Here is a 21,005-nt window from a genome sequence, read left to right on the forward strand (position 1 = left end):
ACGAAGCGCACTTGGAGAATTTCTGTCTTTGAGTTAATCAAAGCGGACGGTCATCTACCGATAGCAGATTGAGTAGGTCTTGATGTATAAGACAACTGGAGTGGTACCGCGGGTAATCTCGTCTCTAGTAATCACAGTGATTGTGATTGCTAGGGACTTTTTTTATTGTCTTCAACAATCATGGAAAATTTAGGAGGAACTTAGATGAATAACAAAGACTTAGTTGCAAAAGCCGTTTATGATGTAGTGAAAGACGACTTGACACTTGAACAAGTACAACAATTATTAGAAAATCCAAAATCAGCGGATCATGGTGACGTCGCTTTTCCAGCTTTTTCATTGGCGAAAATCTACCGTAAAGCACCACAACAGATTGCAGCAGATTTAGCTGAAAAAATTGCACCAGAAAACTTTGAAAAAATTGAAGTTGTTGGACCTTATTTAAACTTCTTTATGAACAAAGAAGCAATCAGTCAAGCTGTACTTGAAGCAGTAGTTGAACAACAAGCACATTATGGTGATAGCACAATTGGCAATCAAGGTACAGTACCAATCGACATGTCCTCACCAAATATTGCAAAACCAATCTCAATGGGACATCTACGTTCAACAGTTATTGGAAACTCCATTGGGTTTATTTTAGAAAAAATTGGGTATCAACCCATTCGAATCAATCACTTAGGTGACTGGGGAACTCAATTTGGTAAATTGATCGTTGCCTATAAAAAGTGGGGGTCAGAAGAAGCAGTCAAAGCTGAGCCAATCAATGAATTATTGCGTCTTTACGTGAAGTTCCATGAAGTAGCTGAAACTGAGCCAGAATTAAATGATGAAGCACGTTCATGGTTTAAACGCTTAGAAGAAGGCGACACAGAAGCTATTGAATTATGGCAATGGTTCCGTGATGAATCAATGAAAGAATTCAATAAAATCTATGATTTATTAGAAGTTCGTTTTGATTCATTGAACGGTGAGGCATTCTACAACGATAAGATGGACGAAGTCGTTGAACTTTTAGAAGAAAAACACCTATTAAAAGAAGACAAAGGTGCAGAAATCGTTGATTTAGCTAGTTACGATTTAAATCCTGCTTTGATCAAAAAATCAGATGGCGCGACACTGTATATCACTCGTGACTTAGCTGCGGCACTTTACCGCAAACGTACGTATGATTTTGCCCAATCACTATATGTTGTTGGGAATGAACAAAGTTATCACTTCAAACAATTAAAAGCTGTCTTGAAAGAACTTGGTTTTGACTGGTCAGATGAAATGCACCACATCCCATTTGGCTTGATTACTCAAGGTGGTAAAAAATTATCAACACGTAAAGGGAAAATCGTTTTACTTGAAGAAGTATTAAACGAAGCAATCGATTCTGCAAAAGAACAAATCAGTGAAAAAAATCCAGACTTGGAAAACAAAGACATTGTTGCCAAACAAGTTGGGGTTGGTGCAGTAATTTTCCATGATTTGAAAAATGATCGTTTGAATACATTTGACTTCAACTTAGAAGAGGTTGTACGTTTCGAAGGTGAAACAGGTCCGTACGTTCAATACACACATGCTCGTGCAATGAGCTTGCTAGAAAAAGCAAACTTTGTTCCATCAGCTGATGCACATTATGCACTAAATGATGATAGCAGTTGGGAAGTAATCAAGTTGGTTCAAAAATATCCAGAAACTGTTTTATCTGCTGGTGAAAAATATGAGCCTTCAATTATTGCAAAACATGCAATCAAATTAGCTCAAGCATTTAACAAATACTATGCACATACAAAGATTTTGGCTGATGATGGTCAAAAAGAATCTCGTTTAGCATTAGTTTATGCAGTAGCTGTTCTATTAAAAGAAGATTTACGTTTACTTGGTTTACACGCACCAGACAAAATGTAATTGAAACGGATTCCGTTTAGTTAAAGACAAAAATAAAAAGCAGCAGACTCAAATGAAAAGTTTGAAGTCTGTTGCTTTTTTTATTTTATAGTTATCAATGTAATAAGTGCTCTTTAAAATACAGTTCAATTTTTTTTGCATCTTCTTCTGATTCAGAAAGGACGATGACCGTGTCAAATCCGGCAATCGTGCTGAGCATGTGTGGTGGCTTGATATCATCTAAAATGGAAGCAAATAAATGCGCATTGTCTGGTAAAGTACCGATAATTGTCAAAAAGTGGACACGTTCGACTTTTAGTACGATTTCTTCAATCATCCGAATTAAGCGTTGTTCTTCTTCATTTTTTGTTTCGTCATCGTCTTCACCATGAAATAAAACAAAACGGGGAAGACCATCAGCATCAGGTACCTTAACGATTTTCAAATCACGGATGTCGCGAGAAATTGTTGCTTGCGTTGCAGTTACCTGATAGTCACCTAATCTAGTTAATAAATCTTCTTGTGTTCGAATGGGAAACTCTTCAATAATTTGTTTAATCAATAAATGTCGGTCGGCTTTTCGCATCGTTTTCTCCTTTACAAAAGATTTCATCCGTATCATAACAAAAAAAGTTAAAATTGCCCACCCGCATTTTCTTTTTTGAATCAAAAGAGTTAGAGAAGATGGAGAACAGAAAATTCAAGTGAAAATAAGAATTTTACTTGAAAAAAACAAATTGTTCCGTTAAACTAATGAATGTTGAGCAGAAAACTCTTTTTCTTATTGCTATAGGTAAAATTTATCTGTATAATAACTAAGGATGCTTTTTGCATCAATAAATCCACATTTTTGTTGGATTGTCAGTAGGTGCTTGCAAAAGTTTGCTGGCAAGTTTGAAGACAAGAAGAGGAAAATAAAAAACCTAATTGGAGGAAACACAAAATGGCAGTAATTTCTATGAAACAATTACTAGAAGCCGGCGTACACTTTGGTCACCAAACACGTCGCTGGAACCCAAAAATGAAGAAATATATCTTCACAGAAAGAAACGGTATCTACATTATTGACTTACAAAAAACAGTTAAATTAGTAGATGCAGCTTATGACTACATGAAAAACGTTGCTGAAGAAGGCGGCGTAGCATTATTCGTAGGTACTAAAAAACAAGCACAAGAAGCAATCAAAGAAGAAGCAACTCGTGCAGGTCAATACTTTGTAAACCACCGTTGGTTAGGTGGAACTTTAACTAACTGGGATACAATCCAAAAACGTATTAGCCGCTTGAAACAAATCAATGCAATGGAAGCTGATGGAACTTTTGAAGTTCTACCTAAAAAAGAAGTTGCTGGTTTGAACAAAGAGCGCGAACGTCTTGAAAAATTCTTAGGTGGTATCGCTGATATGCCAAGAATCCCAGATGTAATGTACATCGTTGACCCTCGTAAAGAACGTATTGCTGTTCAAGAAGCTCATAAATTAAATATCCCAATCGTAGCTATGGTTGATACAAACTGCGATCCAGATGAAATCGACGTAGTAATCCCTTCAAACGACGATGCAATTCGTGCCGTTAAATTGATCACTTCAAAAATGGCTGATGCATTTATCGAAGGAAACCAAGGTGAAGACCAAGTGGTTGAAGAAGATTTTGTAGCAGAAAACAATGCAACATCAATCGAAGAAATCGTTGATGTCGTTGAAGGCGACAACTCTTCAGCAGAATAATTTTTGAATGATGGAGCTGTTTCAAAGGCTAGGCGACAAGCCTCACTCTCCTTTGAAACAGCTTTTTTTAAAGAAAAACACTACTTAGGAGGACTATAAAATGGCAGACGTTACAGCTAAAATGGTAAAAGAACTACGCGACATGACTGGCGTAGGTATGATGGATGCGAAAAAAGCATTAGTAGAAGTAGAAGGCGATATTGAAAAAGCAGTTGATCTTTTACGCGAAAAAGGAATGGCTAAAGCAGCTAAGAAAAATGACCGTATTGCAGCTGAAGGTTTAGCAGCAGTTGCTGTTAAAGGGAACACTGCAGCAATCGTTGAAGTTAACTCAGAAACTGACTTCGTTTCTAAAAATGAAATGTTCCAAGACTTAGTAAAAGAAATTGCAGAATTAGTTGCTGAACACAAACCAGCTGACATGGAAGCTGCAATGCAAATCAAAACTGAAAAAGGCACAATTGAATCTGAATTAATCGAAGCTACACAAGTTATCGGTGAAAAAATCAGCTTCCGTCGTTTTGAAGTAGTTGAAAAAGAAGATAACGCTGCATTCGGTGGTTACTTACACATGGGTGGACGTATCGCTGTATTGACAGTTTTAGATGGCACAACTGATGATTCAGTTGCTCGTGACGTTGCTATGCACGTTGCTGCTATCAATCCTCGTTATGTAAACGAATCACAAATTCCTGCTGAAGAATTAGAACATGAAAAAACTGTTCTAACTGAACAAGCATTAAACGAAGGTAAACCTGCTAACATCGTTGACAAAATGGTGGAAGGCCGCTTGAAGAAATTCAAAGCAGAAATCGCTTTGGTTGACCAACCTTTCGTTAAAGATCCTGACATGACTGTTGAAAAATTTGTAGCTTCTAAAGGCGCAACTGTTCAATCATTTGTTCGTTTTGAAGTTGGCGAAGGTATCGAAAAACGTGAAGATAACTTTGTAGAAGAAGTTATGAGCCAAGTGAAAAAATAATTCTGTTGAATAACAGATGGGAACGCACACTATTGTGCGCTCCCTTTTTTTAGGCAAATGCCAAAAAATGTAAGCATTTAATGGCTAAATCAACTAATTATGGTAAAATGGCAATAGAAAACATTGGAGGAATGAACATGGTCACACCAAAATATCAACGTGTAGTCTTAAAATTAAGTGGTGAAGCTTTAGCTGGAGATGAAGGATTTGGGATTAAACCTCCAGTCATTAAAGAAATTATTCAAGAAATCAAAGAAGTCCACGAGTTAGGCGTTGAAATGGCAATCGTTGTAGGAGGCGGAAACATCTGGCGCGGACAAACGGGTGCTCAAATGGGTATGGAACGTGCACAAGCTGATTACATGGGCATGTTAGCGACTGTTATGAACGCTTTAGCCTTACAAGATACATTAGAAAACGTTGGTGTACCGACACGTGTACAAACTTCGATCGAAATGCGTCAAATCGCAGAACCATACATTCGTCGTAAAGCAGAACGTCATTTAGAAAAAGGCAGAATTGTTATTTTTGCTGGTGGTACAGGTAATCCTTACTTCTCAACAGACACAACAGCAGCGTTGCGCGCAGCTGAAATTGGTGCTGATGTTATTTTAATGGCTAAAAACAATGTAGACGGTGTTTATTCTGCAGATCCAAAAATTGATGCAAATGCAGTTAAGTTTGAAGAACTAACTCACTTGGAAGTTATTGCTAAAGGATTGCAAGTAATGGATTCAACAGCAAGCTCATTAAGTATGGATAATGATATCCCATTAGTTGTCTTCAATCTAAATGAACATGGAAATATTCGCCGAGCAATTTTAGGTGAAAATATTGGAACTACCGTAAGGGGGAAATAAAAATGGCAGATGCAATTATGGCAGAAGCAAAAGAGAGAATGGAAAAAGCAGCGCAAAGTTTACAACGTGAACTTGGACAAATCCGTGCTGGGCGCGCGAATGCAAGTTTATTAGACCGAATCACAGTTAATTACTACGGTGCACCAACACCATTGAACCAAATGGCATCAATCCAAATTCCAGAAGCACGTGTATTGATGATCACGCCTTTTGATAAAAGTATTCTTCAAGATGTGGAGAAGGCAATCATGGCAAGTGATATCGGTATCAGCCCAACGAATGATGGAAATGTTATCCGTTTAGTTATTCCACAATTAACGGAAGAACGTCGTAAAGAATTAGCGAAAGATGTAAAAAAAGAGTCTGAAAATGCAAAAATCGCTATTCGTAATATTCGTCGTGATGCAATGGATGCATACAAAAAACAACAAAAAAATGGTGACATTACGGAAGATGACTTGCGCGGACTAGAAAAAGATGTTCAAGCTTTGACTGATGACAGCATTAAAGAACTAGATAAAATCGCTGGCGAAAAAGAAAAAGAATTATTAGAAGTTTAATCTTCCTAGCTTTTTCAAAAGGAGTAGCAAAATCAGTACTGATTTTGCTACTCCTTTTTTGGTGGAAACTTAAAAATTTTCAAAAAAACAAACAAATTTTTTGGAAAAAATCATGATTTCATAGGAAATACAAAGAGATATTGCTATAATGTGTAAGATAGTGGGAATTTTTAAGCATAGGAGGAAAAAGAATGTTACGTTTTTTTCCGCAAAAAAACAAGTATATTCAAGAAAAAAGTGAGTTTCAATTTAACTCCGAGGGAAAGATTCCTCAACACGTTGCCATCATTATGGATGGCAACGGTCGTTGGGCACAAAATCGCCGATTACCTCGAGTTGCAGGACACAAAGAAGGCATGGAAACTGTAAAAAAAGTAACAAAAGTAGCATCAGGTTTAGGTGTGAAAGTATTGACTCTTTATGCGTTTTCGACTGAAAACTGGAAACGACCAAAAGATGAAGTCAACTTTTTGATGCAGTTGCCTGTTGATTTTTTCGACACATTCGTACCAGAACTTATCAAGGAGAATGTAAAAGTTCACGTAATGGGTTACGAAAACGTACTTCCAAGTCACACGCAAGATGCTGTCCGCCGAGCAATTGAACAGACAAAAGAAAACACTGGAATGGTGTTGAATTTTGCGTTGAATTATGGAAGCCGAGCGGAAATCGTGACGGCAGTAAAAGAGATTGCGGCTGAAATCAGTAATCAAGAATTAGCTGTTGAAGCAATTGACGAAGAAAAAATTGCTGATCACTTGATGACAGGTTTCTTGCCGAATGAACTTCGTGATCCTGAACTAGTTATTCGGACGAGCGGGGAAGAAAGAATCAGTAATTTCTTGTTATGGCAAATTGCTTATAGTGAGCTTTATTTTACAAAAGCATTATGGCCAGATTTTGATGGCAATCATTTGAAGGAAGCAATTGCTTCTTATCAAAATCGTGACCGTCGCTTTGGCGGTGTTAAAAAATCGGATAAAAATGAGGAGGATCAATCATGAGACAACGAGTGATCACAGCTGTCGTAGCTTTAATCTTGTTCATTCCAATCATTTGGGTTGGTGGCATGGCTGTTGAGTTGTTAGGGGCGTTACTAGCGGTTGTAGGTGTCTACGAACTGTTTCGCATGAAAGGATTAACGCTATTAAGTTTTGAGGGAATCTTATCAGCAATAGGTGCAGTTTTTCTGGTGTTGCCAAAAGAACGTTGGTTTTTCTTTTTACCAGAAAATACAAATACATTTACGCTTTTTTATTTTGTTGTAATGATTTTATTGGGAACAAGTGTTGTATCAAAAAATACGTATACCATTGATGAAGCTGGATTTCCAGTTGTCGTAAGTTTGTATGTGGGTATGGGATTCCAGAATTTCGTGAATGCGCGAACGGAAGGCTTAGTTGTGTTATTATTTGGGCTATTCATTGTCTGGGCAACAGATATCGGTGCCTATATGTTTGGTCGTCGCTTTGGTCAACATAAACTGATCCCAGCAATTTCACCAAATAAAACAATTGAAGGAGCTTTGGGTGGTATCGCAAGTGCAATCGTTGTGGCATTGATTTATCTCTTGTTATTCCCAGGTAAGGAATACTTCAATTATGGAACACTAGTAATGTTGTTGTTAACAATTGTCTTCTCAATTGTTGGACAATTTGGTGATTTAGTTGAATCAGCAATCAAACGTCATTACGATGTAAAAGATTCTGGAAATATTTTACCAGGTCACGGTGGAATTTTAGACCGTTTCGATAGTCTATTATTTGTATTTCCTATCATGCAATTATTTGGTGTGATTTAAAAAGTTTGTGAGAAGAAGTACTCAGCTTCAATAAATAAACTGTCGGAAATTCTTTTCTAAATTTTTGAGAAATTTAGACTTATTTAAAGTAGAAAGCCAAAATCACTTTTGGATGGATCAAAAATTTTTGTTTTGAAATGATGAAAAGAGTAGTGGGTGTTGCCACTGCTCTTTTTTGTTTTCCTAAAGGTAGCTATTGGTGTCTGTGTCAGACTGTGGTAAAATTATGTTGTTTATCTTCACAAAAATTAGAAAAATGCTAGAAAAAAATAAAGGAGAAGCAAACTATGAAAACGATTCTAACTTTTATCATCGTTTTTGGTATTTTGGTTATTGTCCACGAATTTGGTCATTTCTTCTTTGCGAAACGATCAGGAATCCTAGTCCGAGAATTTGCAATTGGTATGGGTCCAAAAATTTATGGACATCAAGCTAAAGATGGAACGACATATACACTTCGGTTATTACCGATTGGTGGTTATGTAAGAATGGCAGGCAACGGCGATGATGAGACAGAGATGGCCCCAGGAATGCCACTGTCGCTTTCACTCAATTCTGATGGTATCGTAGAGAAAATCAACTTAAGTAAAAAAGTTCAACTAACGAATGGAATTCCAGTGGAACTTGTTCGTTACGATCTAGAGGACGAGCTGACAATTACAGCTTTTGTTAACGGCGATGATACGGAGGCTGTGACTTACCCAGTAGATCATGATGCCACAATTATTGAGGCAGATGGAACAGAAATTCGAATTGCACCAAGAGATGTTCAGTTTCAATCAGCAAAATTATGGCAACGTATGTTAACTAACTTTGCTGGACCGATGAATAACTTTATTTTAGCGATTTTTTTGTTCATTGTGCTTGCATTCATGCAAGGAGGCATTCAGGTAACAAATACGAATCAAATTGGTGCAGTACTTCCTGATGGTGCAGCCGATGTAGCTGGCTTAAAGGAAAATGACCATATCCTAAGTATTAATGATAAAAAAATCACGTCGTGGACTGATTTAACAAGTCAAATTACTGCAAATCCTGGAAAAAAATTGAATTTTGAAGTTCAACGTGACGGAAAAGTTCAAGACATTGAAGTGACACCTAAATCAGTAGAATCAAATGGGCAAAAAGTTGGACAGCTTGGTATACAAGCACCGATGAAAACTGGTTTTATTGATAAAATCGTTGGTGGAACGAAACAAGCTTTCAGTAGTTCATTAGAAATCTTCAAAGCGCTGGGATCACTATTTACAGGATTTAGTTTGAATAAACTAGGCGGTCCAGTGATGATGTTCCAATTATCGTCTGAAGCAGCTAGTCAAGGAATGATGACTGTTATTGGGCTAATGGCGATGCTTTCAATGAACTTAGGGATTGTGAATCTATTGCCAATTCCAGCACTTGATGGCGGTAAGTTGGTATTAAATGTCATTGAAGGTGTACGTGGCAAACCATTGAGTCAAGAAAAAGAAGGAATCTTAACTTTGATTGGGTTTGGTTTCTTGATGCTATTGATGGTTTTAGTGACATGGAATGATATTCAACGATTCTTTTTTTAAATAGAGTTGACAAATAGGGTATAATAACAAGCGATAACTATTTTGAGGATTAAAGGAGTATATAAAATGAGACAATCAAAGATGTTGATTCCAACACTGAGGGAAGTACCAAATGATGCTGAAGTACTAAGTCATCAAATGCTATTGCGAGCTGGCTATGTTCGTCAAGTATCTGCCGGTATCTATTCTTACTTGCCATTGGCAAATCGTGTGTTAGAAAAATTGAAAACAATCATGCGTGAAGAATTTGAAAAAATTGGGGCAGTTGAAATGTTGATGCCCGCAATTCTTCCAGCAGAACTTTGGCAAGAATCTGGTCGTTATGATACTTATGGTCCAAACTTATACCGTTTGAATGACCGCAATGATCGTAAAATGATTTTGGGACCAACTCATGAAGAAACATTTACAGAATTGATTCGTAATGAAATCAATTCATACAAAAAATTGCCATTAAACTTGTATCAAATTCAATCAAAATATCGTGACGAAAAACGTCCTCGTTTTGGCTTGTTACGTGGTCGGGAATTCATTATGAAAGATGCATATTCTTTCCACGCTTCAGAAGAAAGTTTAGACGAAACATATAAAGATTATGAAAAAGCTTATACTGAGATTTTCAAACGTTGTGGTTTAGATTTCCGTGCAATTATCGGAGACGGTGGCGCAATGGGCGGAAAAGACTCCAAAGAATTTATGGCAATCTCTGAAATCGGTGAAGACACGATTTGTTATTCAACAGAAAGTGACTACGCAGCTAATTTGGAAATGGCAACAAGCTACTATGTTCCTAAAAAGTCACATGAAACACAATTGGAATTAGAAAAAGTAGCAACACCTGATGTCAAAACGATTGAAGAAGTTGCAGGTTTCTTTGATGTAGAACCACAAAAAATCATCAAATCTGTTTTATTCATTGCAGATGAAGAACCTGTATTGGTATTGATTCGTGGCGATCATGAAGTCAATGACGTCAAATTGAAAAACTTCTTAGGCGCTGATTTCCTAGAAGAAGCAGCAGAAGAAGATGCACAAAAATATCTTGGTGCTGATTTTGGTTCTGTTGGTCCAGTGAACTTAGCGGACGAAGTAAAAGTTTATGCAGATCGCCATGTCCAAGATTTAGCAAATGCGATTGCTGGAGCAAATGAAACTGGCTTCCATTACATCAATGTAAATCCAGAACGCGATTTTTCTGTTCTTTCTTATGAAGATTTACGTTTTGTTCAAGAAGGTGATCCTTCACCAGATAATAATGGTGTTCTTGCATTTACAAGAGGAATTGAAATTGGGCACATTTTCAAACTAGGTACTCGTTATAGTGAATCAATGGGTGCAACTGTGTTAGACGAAAATGGCCGTGAAAAATTTGTGATTATGGGTTGTTACGGTATCGGTGTGAGCCGATTACTTTCAGCAATCGTTGAACAAAATGCAGATGAAAATGGCATCAATTGGCCTAAAGGAATCGCTCCTTATGATCTACATGTTGTTCAAATGAATTTAAAAGATGACTATCAAACAAACTTAACAAATGAAGTTGAGCAAGCAATGATGGCAGCAGGCTACGAAGTATTAGTTGACGATCGTAATGAACGTGCAGGAGTTAAGTTTGCAGATTCAGATTTGATTGGTTGCCCAATTCGAATTACGGTTGGTAAGAAAGCAGTCGATGGAATCGTTGAAGTAAAAATCAAGAAGACTGGTGAAATGGTGGAAGTACGTAAAGAAGAGCTTGCGAATACTTTACCAATTCTTTTAAACCAAGGCGAATAATTCAAATAACCTCGAAATTCGAGAGAGACAAAGTCTTTCTCGAATTTTTTTAATGTAAATCAAAAGAAAAACGAGTATACTGAATAGTATTGAAAAAAATTATTTGTCTCAAAACAAATAAACTAGAAAGGGCGTATTTTTTTGTCAGAAAAACGAGATTTGTTTGCAAAACTGTTAGAACAAATTCAACTAGAAGATGAAGAAAAAAATCATCCGTTAATTTCTACTGGCGAAATGGAACGTGTTGTTGTGCACCGTAAATCACGTTTATGGGAATTTACGCTTCATTTTTCTCAAATATTGCCAATCATGCTTTATCGTTCATTCCTACAACATTTGACAATAGCATTTAATGAAATCGCACAGGTCAAATTGATAATCAAAGCAGAAGATCAAACATTTGACGAACGATTGTTACAAGATTACTGGGCACAAGCTTTAGAAAGTCAACAATGTGATACACCATTAGTCCAACAAGTCTTAAAAACACAAGTTCCAATTTTAAAAGAAAGAAAAATTGTGTTGCCAGTGGATAAAACAGGAGCCATTTCCTATTTGAAGCAACAATATTTGCCTTTGGTAGAAGAACTTTATCTTAGTTATGGCTTTCCTAAATTTCATATCGAACCTGAAGTCGATGAAGAGCAAGCGGCTCGCGTGCTGGAACTTTTTGAAGAACGTAAGCAAGAGCAAGCAGAAGCCTTCATGAAGCAAGCGGCAGAAAGTCTCCTTGTTCATGAACAAAAGAAAAAAGAAAAGAAAGAACAAGCACCTGCTCTGGAAGGACCAATTCAACTTGGACGTAATATTCCAACAGATGACCCTGTTACACCGATGATTGACATCGTTGAAGAAGAGCGCCGCGTAATTTTGGAAGGGTATGTATTTGATAAAGAAGTTCGTGAATTACGCTCCAAACGGAAAATTTTGACGTTGAAAATCACAGACTATACCTCTTCTTTCATTGTCAAAAAGTTCTCGAATGGTGAAAAAGATGAACAAGTTTTCGATGCAATTAGTAAGGGAAGCTGGCTAAAAGTTCGCGGAAGTATTCAAGAAGATACATTTGTGCGTGATTTGGTAATGAATGCGCAAGATATTGTTGAAGTTAAACATGCACCGCGTAAAGACTACGCTCCTGAAGGGGAAAAGCGAGTCGAACTACATTTACACAGTAATATGAGTACGATGGATGCGACGAATAGTATCTCTGATTTTGTTGCGCAAGCAGGTAAATGGGGACATAAAGCGATTGCTATTACAGATCACGGCGGAGCCCAATCGTTTCCTGAAGCACATAGCGCTGGAAAAAAGGCTGGAGTCAAGATTTTATATGGCGTAGAAGCAAACGTTGTCGATGACGGTGTTCCAATTGCTTATAATGATACACATGATTCTTTGAATGATGCGACCTATGTGGTTTTTGACGTGGAAACGACTGGTCTATCAGCTGTATATGATACGATTATTGAATTGGCTGCAGTCAAGATGCATAAAGGAAACGTCATTGAAAGCTTTGATGAATTTATTGATCCCGGTCATCGTTTATCAAGAACAACGGTGGACTTAACAGGTATCACAGATGAAATGGTCCGCGGCTCAAAATCTGAAGAAGAAGTTTTAAGAATGTTTCTTGAATTTTCTGAAGGCTCGATCTTAGTTGCCCACAATGCGACGTTCGATATGGGTTTCTTAAATACAAGTTATGCACGTTACGGAATTCCAGAAGCAAAAAATCCTGTTATTGACACGTTAGAATTAGCACGCTATTTATATCCTCAATTTAAACGTTTTGGGTTAGGTGTATTGACTAAAAAATTCGGTGTCAGTTTAGAACAACATCACCGCGCCATTTTTGATGCGGAGGCAACAGGTCATTTAGCCTGGATTTTTGTCAAAGAGGCAATGGAAAATCATGAGATGTATTATCACGATCAGTTAAACGATCATGTTGGTGAAGGCGACTCTTATAAACGAGCTAGACCGTTTCATGCAACTCTTTTGGCGAAGAATCAAGCTGGTCTAAAAGATTTGTTCAAGTTGATTTCAATGTCAAATATCAATTATTTTGAGCGGGTTCCCCGGATTCCTCGTTCACAGTTGAAAAAATTTAGAGAAAATCTCTTGGTTGGCTCTGCTTGTGATAAAGGTGAAATTTTTGAAGCAATGATGCAAAAAGGGGTCGAAGAAGCAGAAAATCGTGCGAAGTTTTATGATTATATCGAAGTTATGCCAAAAGCAGTCTACGCTCCTTTATTGGAACAAGAATTAGTGAAAAATGAACACGATTTAGAAGAAATCATTCGAAATCTAGTCAATATTGGTAAAAAGTTAGATAAAGTTGTCGTTGCTACGGGTGATGTCCATTATTTAAATGAAGAAGATGGCATTTATCGAAAAATCTTGATCAACTCGATGGGTGGAGCAAACCCCCTTAACCGTCATAGTTTGCCAGATGTTCATTTCAGAACAACGGATGAAATGTTAACGGCATTCAACTTTTTGGGAGCAGAACTTGCCAAAGAAATCGTTGTTGATAACACCAATAAAATTGCGGATAGCTGTGAAGAAATCGTCCCTGTTAAAGATGAATTATATACACCAAAAATTCCTGGATCAGAAGATGAAATCACCGAATTGAGTTATAATCGTGCGAAAGAATTGTACGGCGATCCTTTACCAGAAATTATTCAAAAACGTTTGGAAAAAGAATTGAACTCAATCAACGGAAATGGGTTTTCAGTTATTTATTTGATTGCTCAAAAGCTTGTGCATAAAAGTAATGAAGATGGTTACTTGGTTGGTTCCCGTGGATCTGTTGGTTCAAGTTTTGTAGCGACCATGACAGGAATCACAGAAGTTAATCCATTAGCGCCACATTATTATTGTCCTAACTGTCAGTATTCGGAATTTTTTGAAGATGGCACGTATGGTTCTGGTTTTGATATGCCAGAAAAAAAATGTCCAAAATGCGGTGCGCGCTTAAATAAAGATGGTCATGATATTCCATTTGAAACATTCCTAGGTTTCCATGGTGATAAGGTCCCCGATATTGATCTGAACTTCTCAGGTGACTATCAAGCAGAAGCACATAACTACACGAAAGTTTTATTTGGTGAGGAGTATGTCTACCGAGCTGGAACCATCGGAACAGTCGCAGACAAAACGGCATATGGATTTGTAAAAGGGTATGAACGCGACCACAATTTACAATTTCGTAGTGCTGAGGTCGATCGTTTAGCTAAGGGCGCAACTGGGGTTAAACGAACAACTGGACAGCATCCAGGGGGGATTATTGTAATCCCTGATTACATGGATGTTTATGATTTTACACCGATTCAGTATCCGGCAGATGACCAGAACTCTGAATGGAAAACAACTCACTTTGATTTCCACTCCATTCACGATAACGTATTGAAACTTGATATTCTTGGACACGATGATCCGACCGTGATTCGGATGCTGCAAGATTTATCTGGAATTGACCCACAAACAATTCCAACAGATGACCCGGAAGTTATGCGGATTTTTGCCGGCCCAGAGGTATTAGGCGTCGATAAAGATCAGATTTTTTCAAAAACGGGTACTTTAGGAATTCCTGAATTTGGAACACGTTTTGTTCGAGGTATGCTTGAAGAAACACATCCAACAACATTTGCTGAGTTGTTACAGATTTCTGGACTATCTCATGGGACGGACGTTTGGCTAGGAAATGCAGAAGAACTGATTCGCCGTGGGGATGCAACCTTGGCTGAAGTAATTGGTTGTCGGGATGACATCATGGTTTATTTGATCCATGCCGGTTTAGATAGTGGGATGGCATTTAAAATCATGGAAACTGTTCGTAAAGGTTTATGGACGAAGATTCCTGATGATTTAAGAGAAACGTATTTGACAGCAATGAAAGAAAATAACGTGCCAGATTGGTATATTGATTCTTGTTCAAAAATCAAGTACATGTTCCCGAAAGCCCATGCGGCAGCTTACGTGTTGATGGCTTTACGGGTAGCATATTTTAAAGTTTATTTCCCAATTCTTTATTACTGTGCTTATTTTTCTGTTCGTGCTGATGACTTTAATTTAGTTGCGATGTGTAAAGGAAAAGAAGCTGTCAAAGAAGCGATGAAAGAAATCACTGATAAGGGATTAGAGGCTTCAGTGAAAGAAAAAAATCAGTTAACTGTACTTGAATTAGCAAATGAAATGCTGGAACGTGGCTATAATTTTGGAATGATTGATTTGTATAAGTCAGATGCTACAAATTTCGTGATTGATGGTGATACATTGATTGCACCATTCCGCGCAGTTCCTAGTTTGGGAGCCAACGTGGCAAATCAAATCGTAGAGGCAAGAAAAAATGGTCCATTCTTATCGAAAGAAGACTTAGCAACACGAGGAAAAGTTTCTAAAACATTGATTGAATACATGGACGACAATGGTGTATTAAAAGATTTACCAGATGAAAATCAATTATCATTGTTTGATATGCTATAGGCAATTTTTCTTAACAAGAGGCATCAACGTTTAATCGTTGGTGCCTTTATTTTTTTTACGAGAAAAATTTTTATGAAGAAATAAAAATGAATCAAAAAAGGAAAAAATTTAGCAAGCCTTTATTTTAAACGAATCGAGTTGCTGAAGAAAGCAATAAATAACCAGCAAACTTGTCATTTTATGAAATTTGTGATATAGTTTTCATTGGTAATGATACTAATTGTGAGTGAGCGGAATTTTCGCTCACTCTTTTTAATGGAATTACGTAGCCAATTTTAAGGAGGCGAAATTTTTGAGTAGCGTCGTTGAAACAGTCACAGAAATGGTGACCCCGATTTTAGATGAACAAAATTTTGAACTTGTAGAAGTAGAGTTTACAAAAGAAGGCAAAAACTGGTTTTTACGAGTATTCATTGACAAAGAAGGCGGAATTGACATCGATGAATGTGTCTATGTCAGTGAAAAATTAAGTGAGAAGCTAGATGCTGCAGACCCAGATCCGATTCCTCAAGCCTATTTCCTAGAGGTGTCATCTCCTGGAGCAGAACGTCCATTGAAAAAAGAAGCAGATTATGAAAAAGCACTAGGCGATTACGTCCATGTGTCTTTATATCAACCTGTTGATGGAGAAAAACAATACGAGGGTTTTCTTCAATCATTTGATGCTGAGCAACTAACGTTAAAAATTCGCATTAAAACACGCGAAAAGGAACTAACCATTGAACGTAAAAATATTGCGAAAGCTCGCTTAGCTATTCAATTTTAATTACGGAGAGGAATCAAAATAATGAGTAAAGAAATGTTGAACGCGTTAGATGCTTTAGAAGCTGAAAAAGGTATCTCAAAAGAAATCGTGATCGACGCTTTGGAAGCTGCTTTAGTTTCTGCTTATAAACGTCACTATGGACAAGCCCAAAATGTAGAAGTAGAGTTTGATCAGAAAAAAGGAAATATCCATGTTTATGCGGTGAAAGAAGTTACAGAAGAAGTAATGGATTCTCAGTTAGAAGTATCGTTAAAAGACGCACTTTTGATTAACCCAGCATATGAATTAGGGGATACAATCCGTTTTGAAGTTACACCTAAAGACTTTGGTCGAATTGCTGCACAAACAGCAAAACAAGTAATTTTGCAACGTGTCCGTGAAGCGGAAAGAACAATTATTTATAACGAATTCAGCGAATACGAAAAAGACATCATGCAAGGAATCGTTGAGCGCCAAGATAAACGTTATATCTATGTGAATTTAGGTAAAATCGAAGCAGTGTTGTCTAAACAAGACCAAATGCCAAACGAATTTTATCAACCACATGACCGAATCAAAGTCTACGTTTCACGTGTTGAAAACACATCAAAAGGTCCTCAAGTTTTTGTAAGCCGTAGTCATCCAGACTTATTGCGTCGCTTATTTGAACAAGAAGTACCTGAAGTTTACGATGGATTAGTTGAAATCGTAAGCATTGCTCGTGAAGCAGGCGACCGTTCCAAAGTTGCTGTTCGCTCAAATGATGCAAATATCGATGCTGTTGGAACGTGCGTAGGACCTAAAGGCCAACGTGTTCAAGCAATTGTAAACGAACTAAAAGGTGAAAACATGGATATCGTTGAATGGAACGAAGATCCAGCAATTTTTATTGCGAACGCATTGAACCCAGCTCAAGTAATGGATGTCATTTTTGACGAAACAAATGCGAAAGCTTGTACAGTAGTGGTACCTGATTATCAATTATCTTTAGCAATCGGTAAACGTGGACAAAACGCTCGCTTAGCTGCAAAATTAACAAATCATAAAATCGACATCAAATCTGAATCAGATATGGCTGAGTTTTATGAAAAACAAGCACAAAAAGAAGAAGTTTCAGAAGAAGTAGTTGAAGAGCTTCATGATGAAGCAATCGTTGAATCAGACCTAACAGCTGATGAATACGAAACAATGGCTTTTGAAGAAACTGAAACAACTGAGACAACAGATCAAGAAGCTTAATTGTAAGGAGGCAAACGAGATGAAACAAAGGAAAATTCCTTTACGCAAATCCGTGGTTTCGGGTGAAATGAAACCGAAAAAAGAAATGATTCGAGTGACCCGTTCAAAAGAAGGGGAAGTTTCAATTGATCCTACTGGAAAAATGCCTGGACGAGGAGCGTATGTCTCAATTGAGCCGGAAGAAGTGCAAAAAGCTTGGGATAAGCAAATCCTCGATCGAGTTCTCGATGTAAAACTAACAGATGAATTTTATCAAGAACTATTAGATTATGTTACGCACCAAAAAGCCCGAAAAGAGCTTTTCGGAAAATGAACACAGTAAATCGACAAAAAGTCATGAATTTACTAGGTCTTGCGATGCGTGCTGGAAAGTTAGTAACCGGTGAAGAGTTAACCATTGCAGATATTCGTCGCCAAAAGGCAAAAGTAGTGTTTGTTGCGACTGACGCTAGTGATAACACAAGAAAAAAGATCAAAGACAAAAGTTCCTATTACAAAGTTCCTTGTTTTGAGCTATTTTCAGAAGCTGAAATTACGCAAATGATTGGAAAACCACGAAAAGTCTTCGGTGTCTTAGATGCAGGGTTTGCGAAAAAAATCAAGGAGCTAATTGAAGGTTAGGAAGGTGATTACATGGGAAAAAAAAGAGTCTATGAATTAGCAAAAGAGCTCAATCAATCAAGTAAAGTGATTGTCGAAAAAGCCCAAAATTTAGGGATCGACGTAAAGAACCATATGGGAACTTTAAATCGCGAAGATGAGAATAAATTGCAGCAAGCTTTCAAAAACCCAGTTGTACAAAAGCCAAACCAGAAACCCGTCAATCAAAAGCCAAATGATAAAACTCAAGAAAACACAAAAAATGTAACACAACAAAAAAATAAAAATAACCGCAACTATCAAGATCGCGGTCAAGGGAGCGGTCAAGTGAATCAAGGACAAAATAAATCATCCAACCAAAATAACCAAAACCGTCAAGGCGGAAATCAAAATCGTAACAACAATAACAATCGCGGAAAATTCAACAATAATAACCGCAATCGTTTTAACAAAAAAGGGAAAAAAGGGAAACAACAAACGTCAAACAAACCAGCTGTGCCACCACGTAAATTCCGTGAACTACCAGAAGTTCTAGAGTATACAGAAGGCATGAACGTTGCAGATATTGCGAAAAAAATTCACCGTGAACCAGCAGAAATCATCAAAAAACTATTTATGCTAGGTGTCATGGTCAATCAAAACCAAGCACTTGATAAAGATACAATCGAGTTATTAGCAACAGATTATGGTATGGAACCACAAGAAAAAGTACAAGTGGATATTGCAGATTTAGACAAATTCTTTGAACCAGAAGAATTGAATGAAGAAAATCTAGTTTCACGTCCACCAGTTGTCACAATTATGGGACACGTTGACCATGGTAAAACAACTTTATTAGATACTTTGCGTCACTCACGTGTAACAAATGATGAAGCAGGCGGAATCACTCAGCATATCGGTGCTTACCAAATTGACATCGACGGTAAACCAATTACTTTCTTGGATACACCAGGTCACGCGGCCTTTACAAGTATGCGTGCGCGTGGGGCAAGTATCACAGATATTACAATCTTGGTTGTTGCTGCTGATGATGGTGTAATGCCACAAACGGTTGAAGCCATCAACCATGCGAAAGCTGCGAATGTTCCAATCATCGTTGCTGTAAACAAAATTGATAAACCAGGCGCAAACCCACAACACGTTATGCAAGAATTAAGTGAATACGAACTTATTCCTGAAGCGTGGGGCGGAGATACGATCTTCGTTGAAATTTCAGCGAAATTTGGTCAAAATATTGAAGAACTATTAGAAATGATTCTATTAGTTTCTGAAGTAGAAGACTTGAAAGCTGATCCAACACAACGCGCAATCGGTACAGTTATCGAAGCACGTTTAGACAAAGGTAAGGGACCAATCACTACTTTACTTGTTCAACAAGGAACATTACATGTAGGAGACCCAATCGTTGTCGGCAATACTTACGGACGTGTTCGTGTGATGGTCAGCGACTTAGGTCGACGTGAAAAAGATGCGGGTCCAGCAACACCAGTTGAAATCACTGGATTGAACGATGTACCACAAGCTGGGGATCACTTTGTTGTCTTTGAAGATGAAAAAACAGCTCGTGCAGCTGGTGAAGAACGTGCCAAACGTGCAGTTGTTGAACACCGTGCCGCTACAAGCCGTGTAACATTAGATAACTTGTTCGAAAGTCTTAAAGAAGGCGAATTGAAAGAAGTTAATGTTATTATCAAAGCTGACGTACAAGGTTCTGCCGAAGCTTTAGCTGCTTCATTGAATAAAATTGATGTCGAAGGCGTTCGCGTGAAAATCGTGCATGCTGCTGTTGGTGCAATCAATGAAAGTGACGTTACCTTAGCTGCTGCAAGTAACGCAATCATCATCGGGTTTAACGTTCGTCCTACACCACAAGCGAAGAGCCAAGCTGATTCGGAAGAAGTAGACATTCGTTTACACCGAATCATTTATAAGGCAATCGAAGAAATCGAAACAGCAATGAAAGGGATGCTTGATCCTGAATTTGAAGAAAAAATTACTGGTCAAATGATCATTCGTGAAACCTTCAAAGTTTCAAAAGTTGGAACGATTGCTGGCGCATACGTGACTGAAGGATTTATTCGTAGAGATAGTGGTGTTCGTGTCATTCGTGACGGAATCGTTATCTATGAAGGCCAATTAGCTAGCTTGAAACGTTTTAAAGATGACGTGAAAGAAGTTAAAATGGGATTTGAATGTGGCGCAATGATTGAAAAATTCAATGACATCAAAGTTGATGACATCATTGAAGGCTTCATTATGGAAGAAGTTAAAAACGACTAATAAAAAAATAAAGGAGGCCGCTCATTATGGCTAACTATCGTGACCGTCGAGTCGGTCAAGAAATTTTAAAAGAGGTCAATGATATTTTACGTAAAAAGGTTCGTGATCCACGTGTTGAAAACGTAACAATCACGGATGTACATGTAACAGGTGATTTGCAACAAGCAACCATCTATTACAGCATCTTATCTGATCTTGCTTCAGATAAGAAAAAAGCTCAAGAAGGTTTGAGTAAAGCAAGTGGGCTCATTCGTCGTGAATTAGGTCATAACCTAAGCATTTACAAGACACCTGAGCTAATTTTTGAATTAGATGAGTCTGTCGGCTATGGTAACCATATCGACGAGCTGTTGCGTAATTTGAATAAGGACTAAACAAAAAGAGTAACAAACCTGGTATATCAGGTTTTGTTACTCTTTTTTGTTTTCTCTCTTCCTCGTTCATCTTTCTAATTCCATCACGATAGGCTCAACTCCAGGGCTAACGAGTAGCTCTTTTACTTACTTTTTCC

General features: G+C 37.6%; 17 protein-coding genes. 16 read left to right on the plus strand and 1 reads right to left on the minus strand.

Going from position 1 to position 21,005, the window contains the following annotated elements; genetic code table 11:
* The first annotated feature begins 204 nt into the window (after positions 1-204).
* Entirely contained in the window at positions 205-1,896 is a 1,692-nt protein-coding gene (gene argS, locus IGJ93_RS05095) for an arginine--tRNA ligase (RefSeq protein ID WP_067484203.1), read from the plus strand.
* 94 nt (positions 1,897-1,990) lie between these two features.
* On the opposite strand, the gene IGJ93_RS05100 is transcribed toward argS, so the two are convergent.
* On the minus strand, positions 1,991-2,461 hold the full coding sequence (locus tag IGJ93_RS05100) for an arginine repressor (protein ID WP_067484205.1): 471 nt from the start codon (positions 2,459-2,461) through the stop codon (positions 1,991-1,993).
* 357 nt (positions 2,462-2,818) lie between these two features.
* On the opposite strand from IGJ93_RS05100, the gene rpsB reads away from it, so the two are divergent.
* From rpsB to rbfA, 15 genes are all read left to right on the plus strand, one after another.
* Entirely contained in the window at positions 2,819-3,601 is a 783-nt protein-coding gene (rpsB, locus tag IGJ93_RS05105) for a 30S ribosomal protein S2 (protein WP_067484207.1), read from the plus strand.
* A 100-nt stretch (positions 3,602-3,701) separates the two neighbouring features.
* On the plus strand, positions 3,702-4,583 hold the full coding sequence (gene tsf, locus IGJ93_RS05110; RefSeq protein WP_067484209.1) for a translation elongation factor Ts: 882 nt from the start codon (positions 3,702-3,704) through the stop codon (positions 4,581-4,583).
* A gap of 137 nt (positions 4,584-4,720) precedes the next feature.
* Positions 4,721-5,443: a UMP kinase gene (pyrH, locus tag IGJ93_RS05115; RefSeq protein WP_067484211.1), complete on the plus strand. Its 723-nt coding sequence runs from the start codon at positions 4,721-4,723 to the stop codon at positions 5,441-5,443.
* Positions 5,444-5,445: 2 nt separating this feature from the next.
* Positions 5,446-6,003, plus strand: coding sequence for a ribosome recycling factor (frr, locus tag IGJ93_RS05120; protein ID WP_067484213.1), 558 nt, complete (start codon positions 5,446-5,448; stop codon positions 6,001-6,003).
* A 191-nt stretch (positions 6,004-6,194) separates the two neighbouring features.
* Complete coding sequence (locus IGJ93_RS05125) at positions 6,195-7,007, plus strand: isoprenyl transferase (RefSeq protein WP_067484215.1); 813 nt, start codon at positions 6,195-6,197, stop codon at positions 7,005-7,007.
* Positions 7,004-7,804, plus strand: a complete 801-nt coding sequence (locus IGJ93_RS05130; RefSeq protein ID WP_067484217.1) for a phosphatidate cytidylyltransferase — start codon at positions 7,004-7,006, stop codon at positions 7,802-7,804. The genes IGJ93_RS05125 and IGJ93_RS05130 overlap by 4 nt, the downstream gene beginning before the upstream one ends.
* Positions 7,805-8,091: 287 nt before the next feature.
* Entirely contained in the window at positions 8,092-9,360 is a 1,269-nt protein-coding gene (gene rseP / locus IGJ93_RS05135; protein WP_075491102.1) for an RIP metalloprotease RseP, read from the plus strand.
* A 66-nt stretch (positions 9,361-9,426) separates the two neighbouring features.
* Positions 9,427-11,136: a proline--tRNA ligase gene (locus IGJ93_RS05140; RefSeq protein WP_067484220.1), complete on the plus strand. Its 1,710-nt coding sequence runs from the start codon at positions 9,427-9,429 to the stop codon at positions 11,134-11,136.
* 141 nt (positions 11,137-11,277) lie between these two features.
* On the plus strand, positions 11,278-15,630 hold the full coding sequence (locus IGJ93_RS05145; protein ID WP_285700811.1) for a PolC-type DNA polymerase III: 4,353 nt from the start codon (positions 11,278-11,280) through the stop codon (positions 15,628-15,630).
* 292 nt (positions 15,631-15,922) lie between these two features.
* Complete coding sequence (gene rimP, locus IGJ93_RS05150; RefSeq protein ID WP_067484222.1) at positions 15,923-16,396, plus strand: ribosome maturation factor RimP; 474 nt, start codon at positions 15,923-15,925, stop codon at positions 16,394-16,396.
* 21 nt (positions 16,397-16,417) lie between these two features.
* Positions 16,418-17,614 carry a transcription termination factor NusA gene (gene nusA / locus IGJ93_RS05155; RefSeq protein ID WP_067484223.1) on the plus strand — a complete coding sequence of 399 codons (1,197 nt, stop codon included), beginning with the start codon at positions 16,418-16,420 and terminating at the stop codon, positions 17,612-17,614.
* A gap of 19 nt (positions 17,615-17,633) precedes the next feature.
* Positions 17,634-17,927, plus strand: coding sequence for an RNase P modulator RnpM (rnpM, locus tag IGJ93_RS05160; protein ID WP_067484224.1), 294 nt, complete (start codon positions 17,634-17,636; stop codon positions 17,925-17,927).
* The gene (locus IGJ93_RS05165) at positions 17,924-18,235 is read left to right on the plus strand and encodes a YlxQ-related RNA-binding protein (RefSeq protein ID WP_067484225.1); all 312 of its coding nucleotides are present in this window, start codon (positions 17,924-17,926) and stop codon (positions 18,233-18,235) included. The genes rnpM and IGJ93_RS05165 overlap by 4 nt, the downstream gene beginning before the upstream one ends.
* Positions 18,236-18,247: 12 nt before the next feature.
* Entirely contained in the window at positions 18,248-20,494 is a 2,247-nt protein-coding gene (gene infB / locus IGJ93_RS05170; RefSeq protein ID WP_071868513.1) for a translation initiation factor IF-2, read from the plus strand.
* Positions 20,495-20,520: 26 nt separating this feature from the next.
* Entirely contained in the window at positions 20,521-20,868 is a 348-nt protein-coding gene (gene rbfA, locus IGJ93_RS05175; RefSeq protein WP_067484229.1) for a 30S ribosome-binding factor RbfA, read from the plus strand.
* Positions 20,869-21,005 lie beyond the last annotated feature (137 nt).

Origin of the sequence: Enterococcus sp. DIV0174, assembly GCF_050529065.1 — a bacterium.
Lineage (GTDB): Bacteria > Bacillota > Bacilli > Lactobacillales > Enterococcaceae > Enterococcus_B > Enterococcus_B thailandicus.

What these genes read in the sequence shown, in the direction of transcription:
- argS (WP_067484203.1), top strand. Translation starts at nt 205, where the DNA reads ATGAATAACAAAGACTTAGTTGCAAAAGCCGTTTATGATGTAGTGAAA.
- IGJ93_RS05100 (WP_067484205.1), bottom strand. Translation starts at nt 2,461, where the DNA reads ATGCGAAAAGCCGACCGACATTTATTGATTAAACAAATTATTGAAGAG.
- rpsB (WP_067484207.1), top strand. Translation starts at nt 2,819, where the DNA reads ATGGCAGTAATTTCTATGAAACAATTACTAGAAGCCGGCGTACACTTT.
- tsf (WP_067484209.1), top strand. Translation starts at nt 3,702, where the DNA reads ATGGCAGACGTTACAGCTAAAATGGTAAAAGAACTACGCGACATGACT.
- pyrH (WP_067484211.1), top strand. Translation starts at nt 4,721, where the DNA reads ATGGTCACACCAAAATATCAACGTGTAGTCTTAAAATTAAGTGGTGAA.
- frr (WP_067484213.1), top strand. Translation starts at nt 5,446, where the DNA reads ATGGCAGATGCAATTATGGCAGAAGCAAAAGAGAGAATGGAAAAAGCA.
- IGJ93_RS05125 (WP_067484215.1), top strand. Translation starts at nt 6,195, where the DNA reads ATGTTACGTTTTTTTCCGCAAAAAAACAAGTATATTCAAGAAAAAAGT.
- IGJ93_RS05130 (WP_067484217.1), top strand. Translation starts at nt 7,004, where the DNA reads ATGAGACAACGAGTGATCACAGCTGTCGTAGCTTTAATCTTGTTCATT.
- rseP (WP_075491102.1), top strand. Translation starts at nt 8,092, where the DNA reads ATGAAAACGATTCTAACTTTTATCATCGTTTTTGGTATTTTGGTTATT.
- IGJ93_RS05140 (WP_067484220.1), top strand. Translation starts at nt 9,427, where the DNA reads ATGAGACAATCAAAGATGTTGATTCCAACACTGAGGGAAGTACCAAAT.
- nusA (WP_067484223.1), top strand. Translation starts at nt 16,418, where the DNA reads ATGAGTAAAGAAATGTTGAACGCGTTAGATGCTTTAGAAGCTGAAAAA.
- rnpM (WP_067484224.1), top strand. Translation starts at nt 17,634, where the DNA reads ATGAAACAAAGGAAAATTCCTTTACGCAAATCCGTGGTTTCGGGTGAA.
- IGJ93_RS05165 (WP_067484225.1), top strand. Translation starts at nt 17,924, where the DNA reads ATGAACACAGTAAATCGACAAAAAGTCATGAATTTACTAGGTCTTGCG.
- infB (WP_071868513.1), top strand. Translation starts at nt 18,248, where the DNA reads ATGGGAAAAAAAAGAGTCTATGAATTAGCAAAAGAGCTCAATCAATCA.
- rbfA (WP_067484229.1), top strand. Translation starts at nt 20,521, where the DNA reads ATGGCTAACTATCGTGACCGTCGAGTCGGTCAAGAAATTTTAAAAGAG.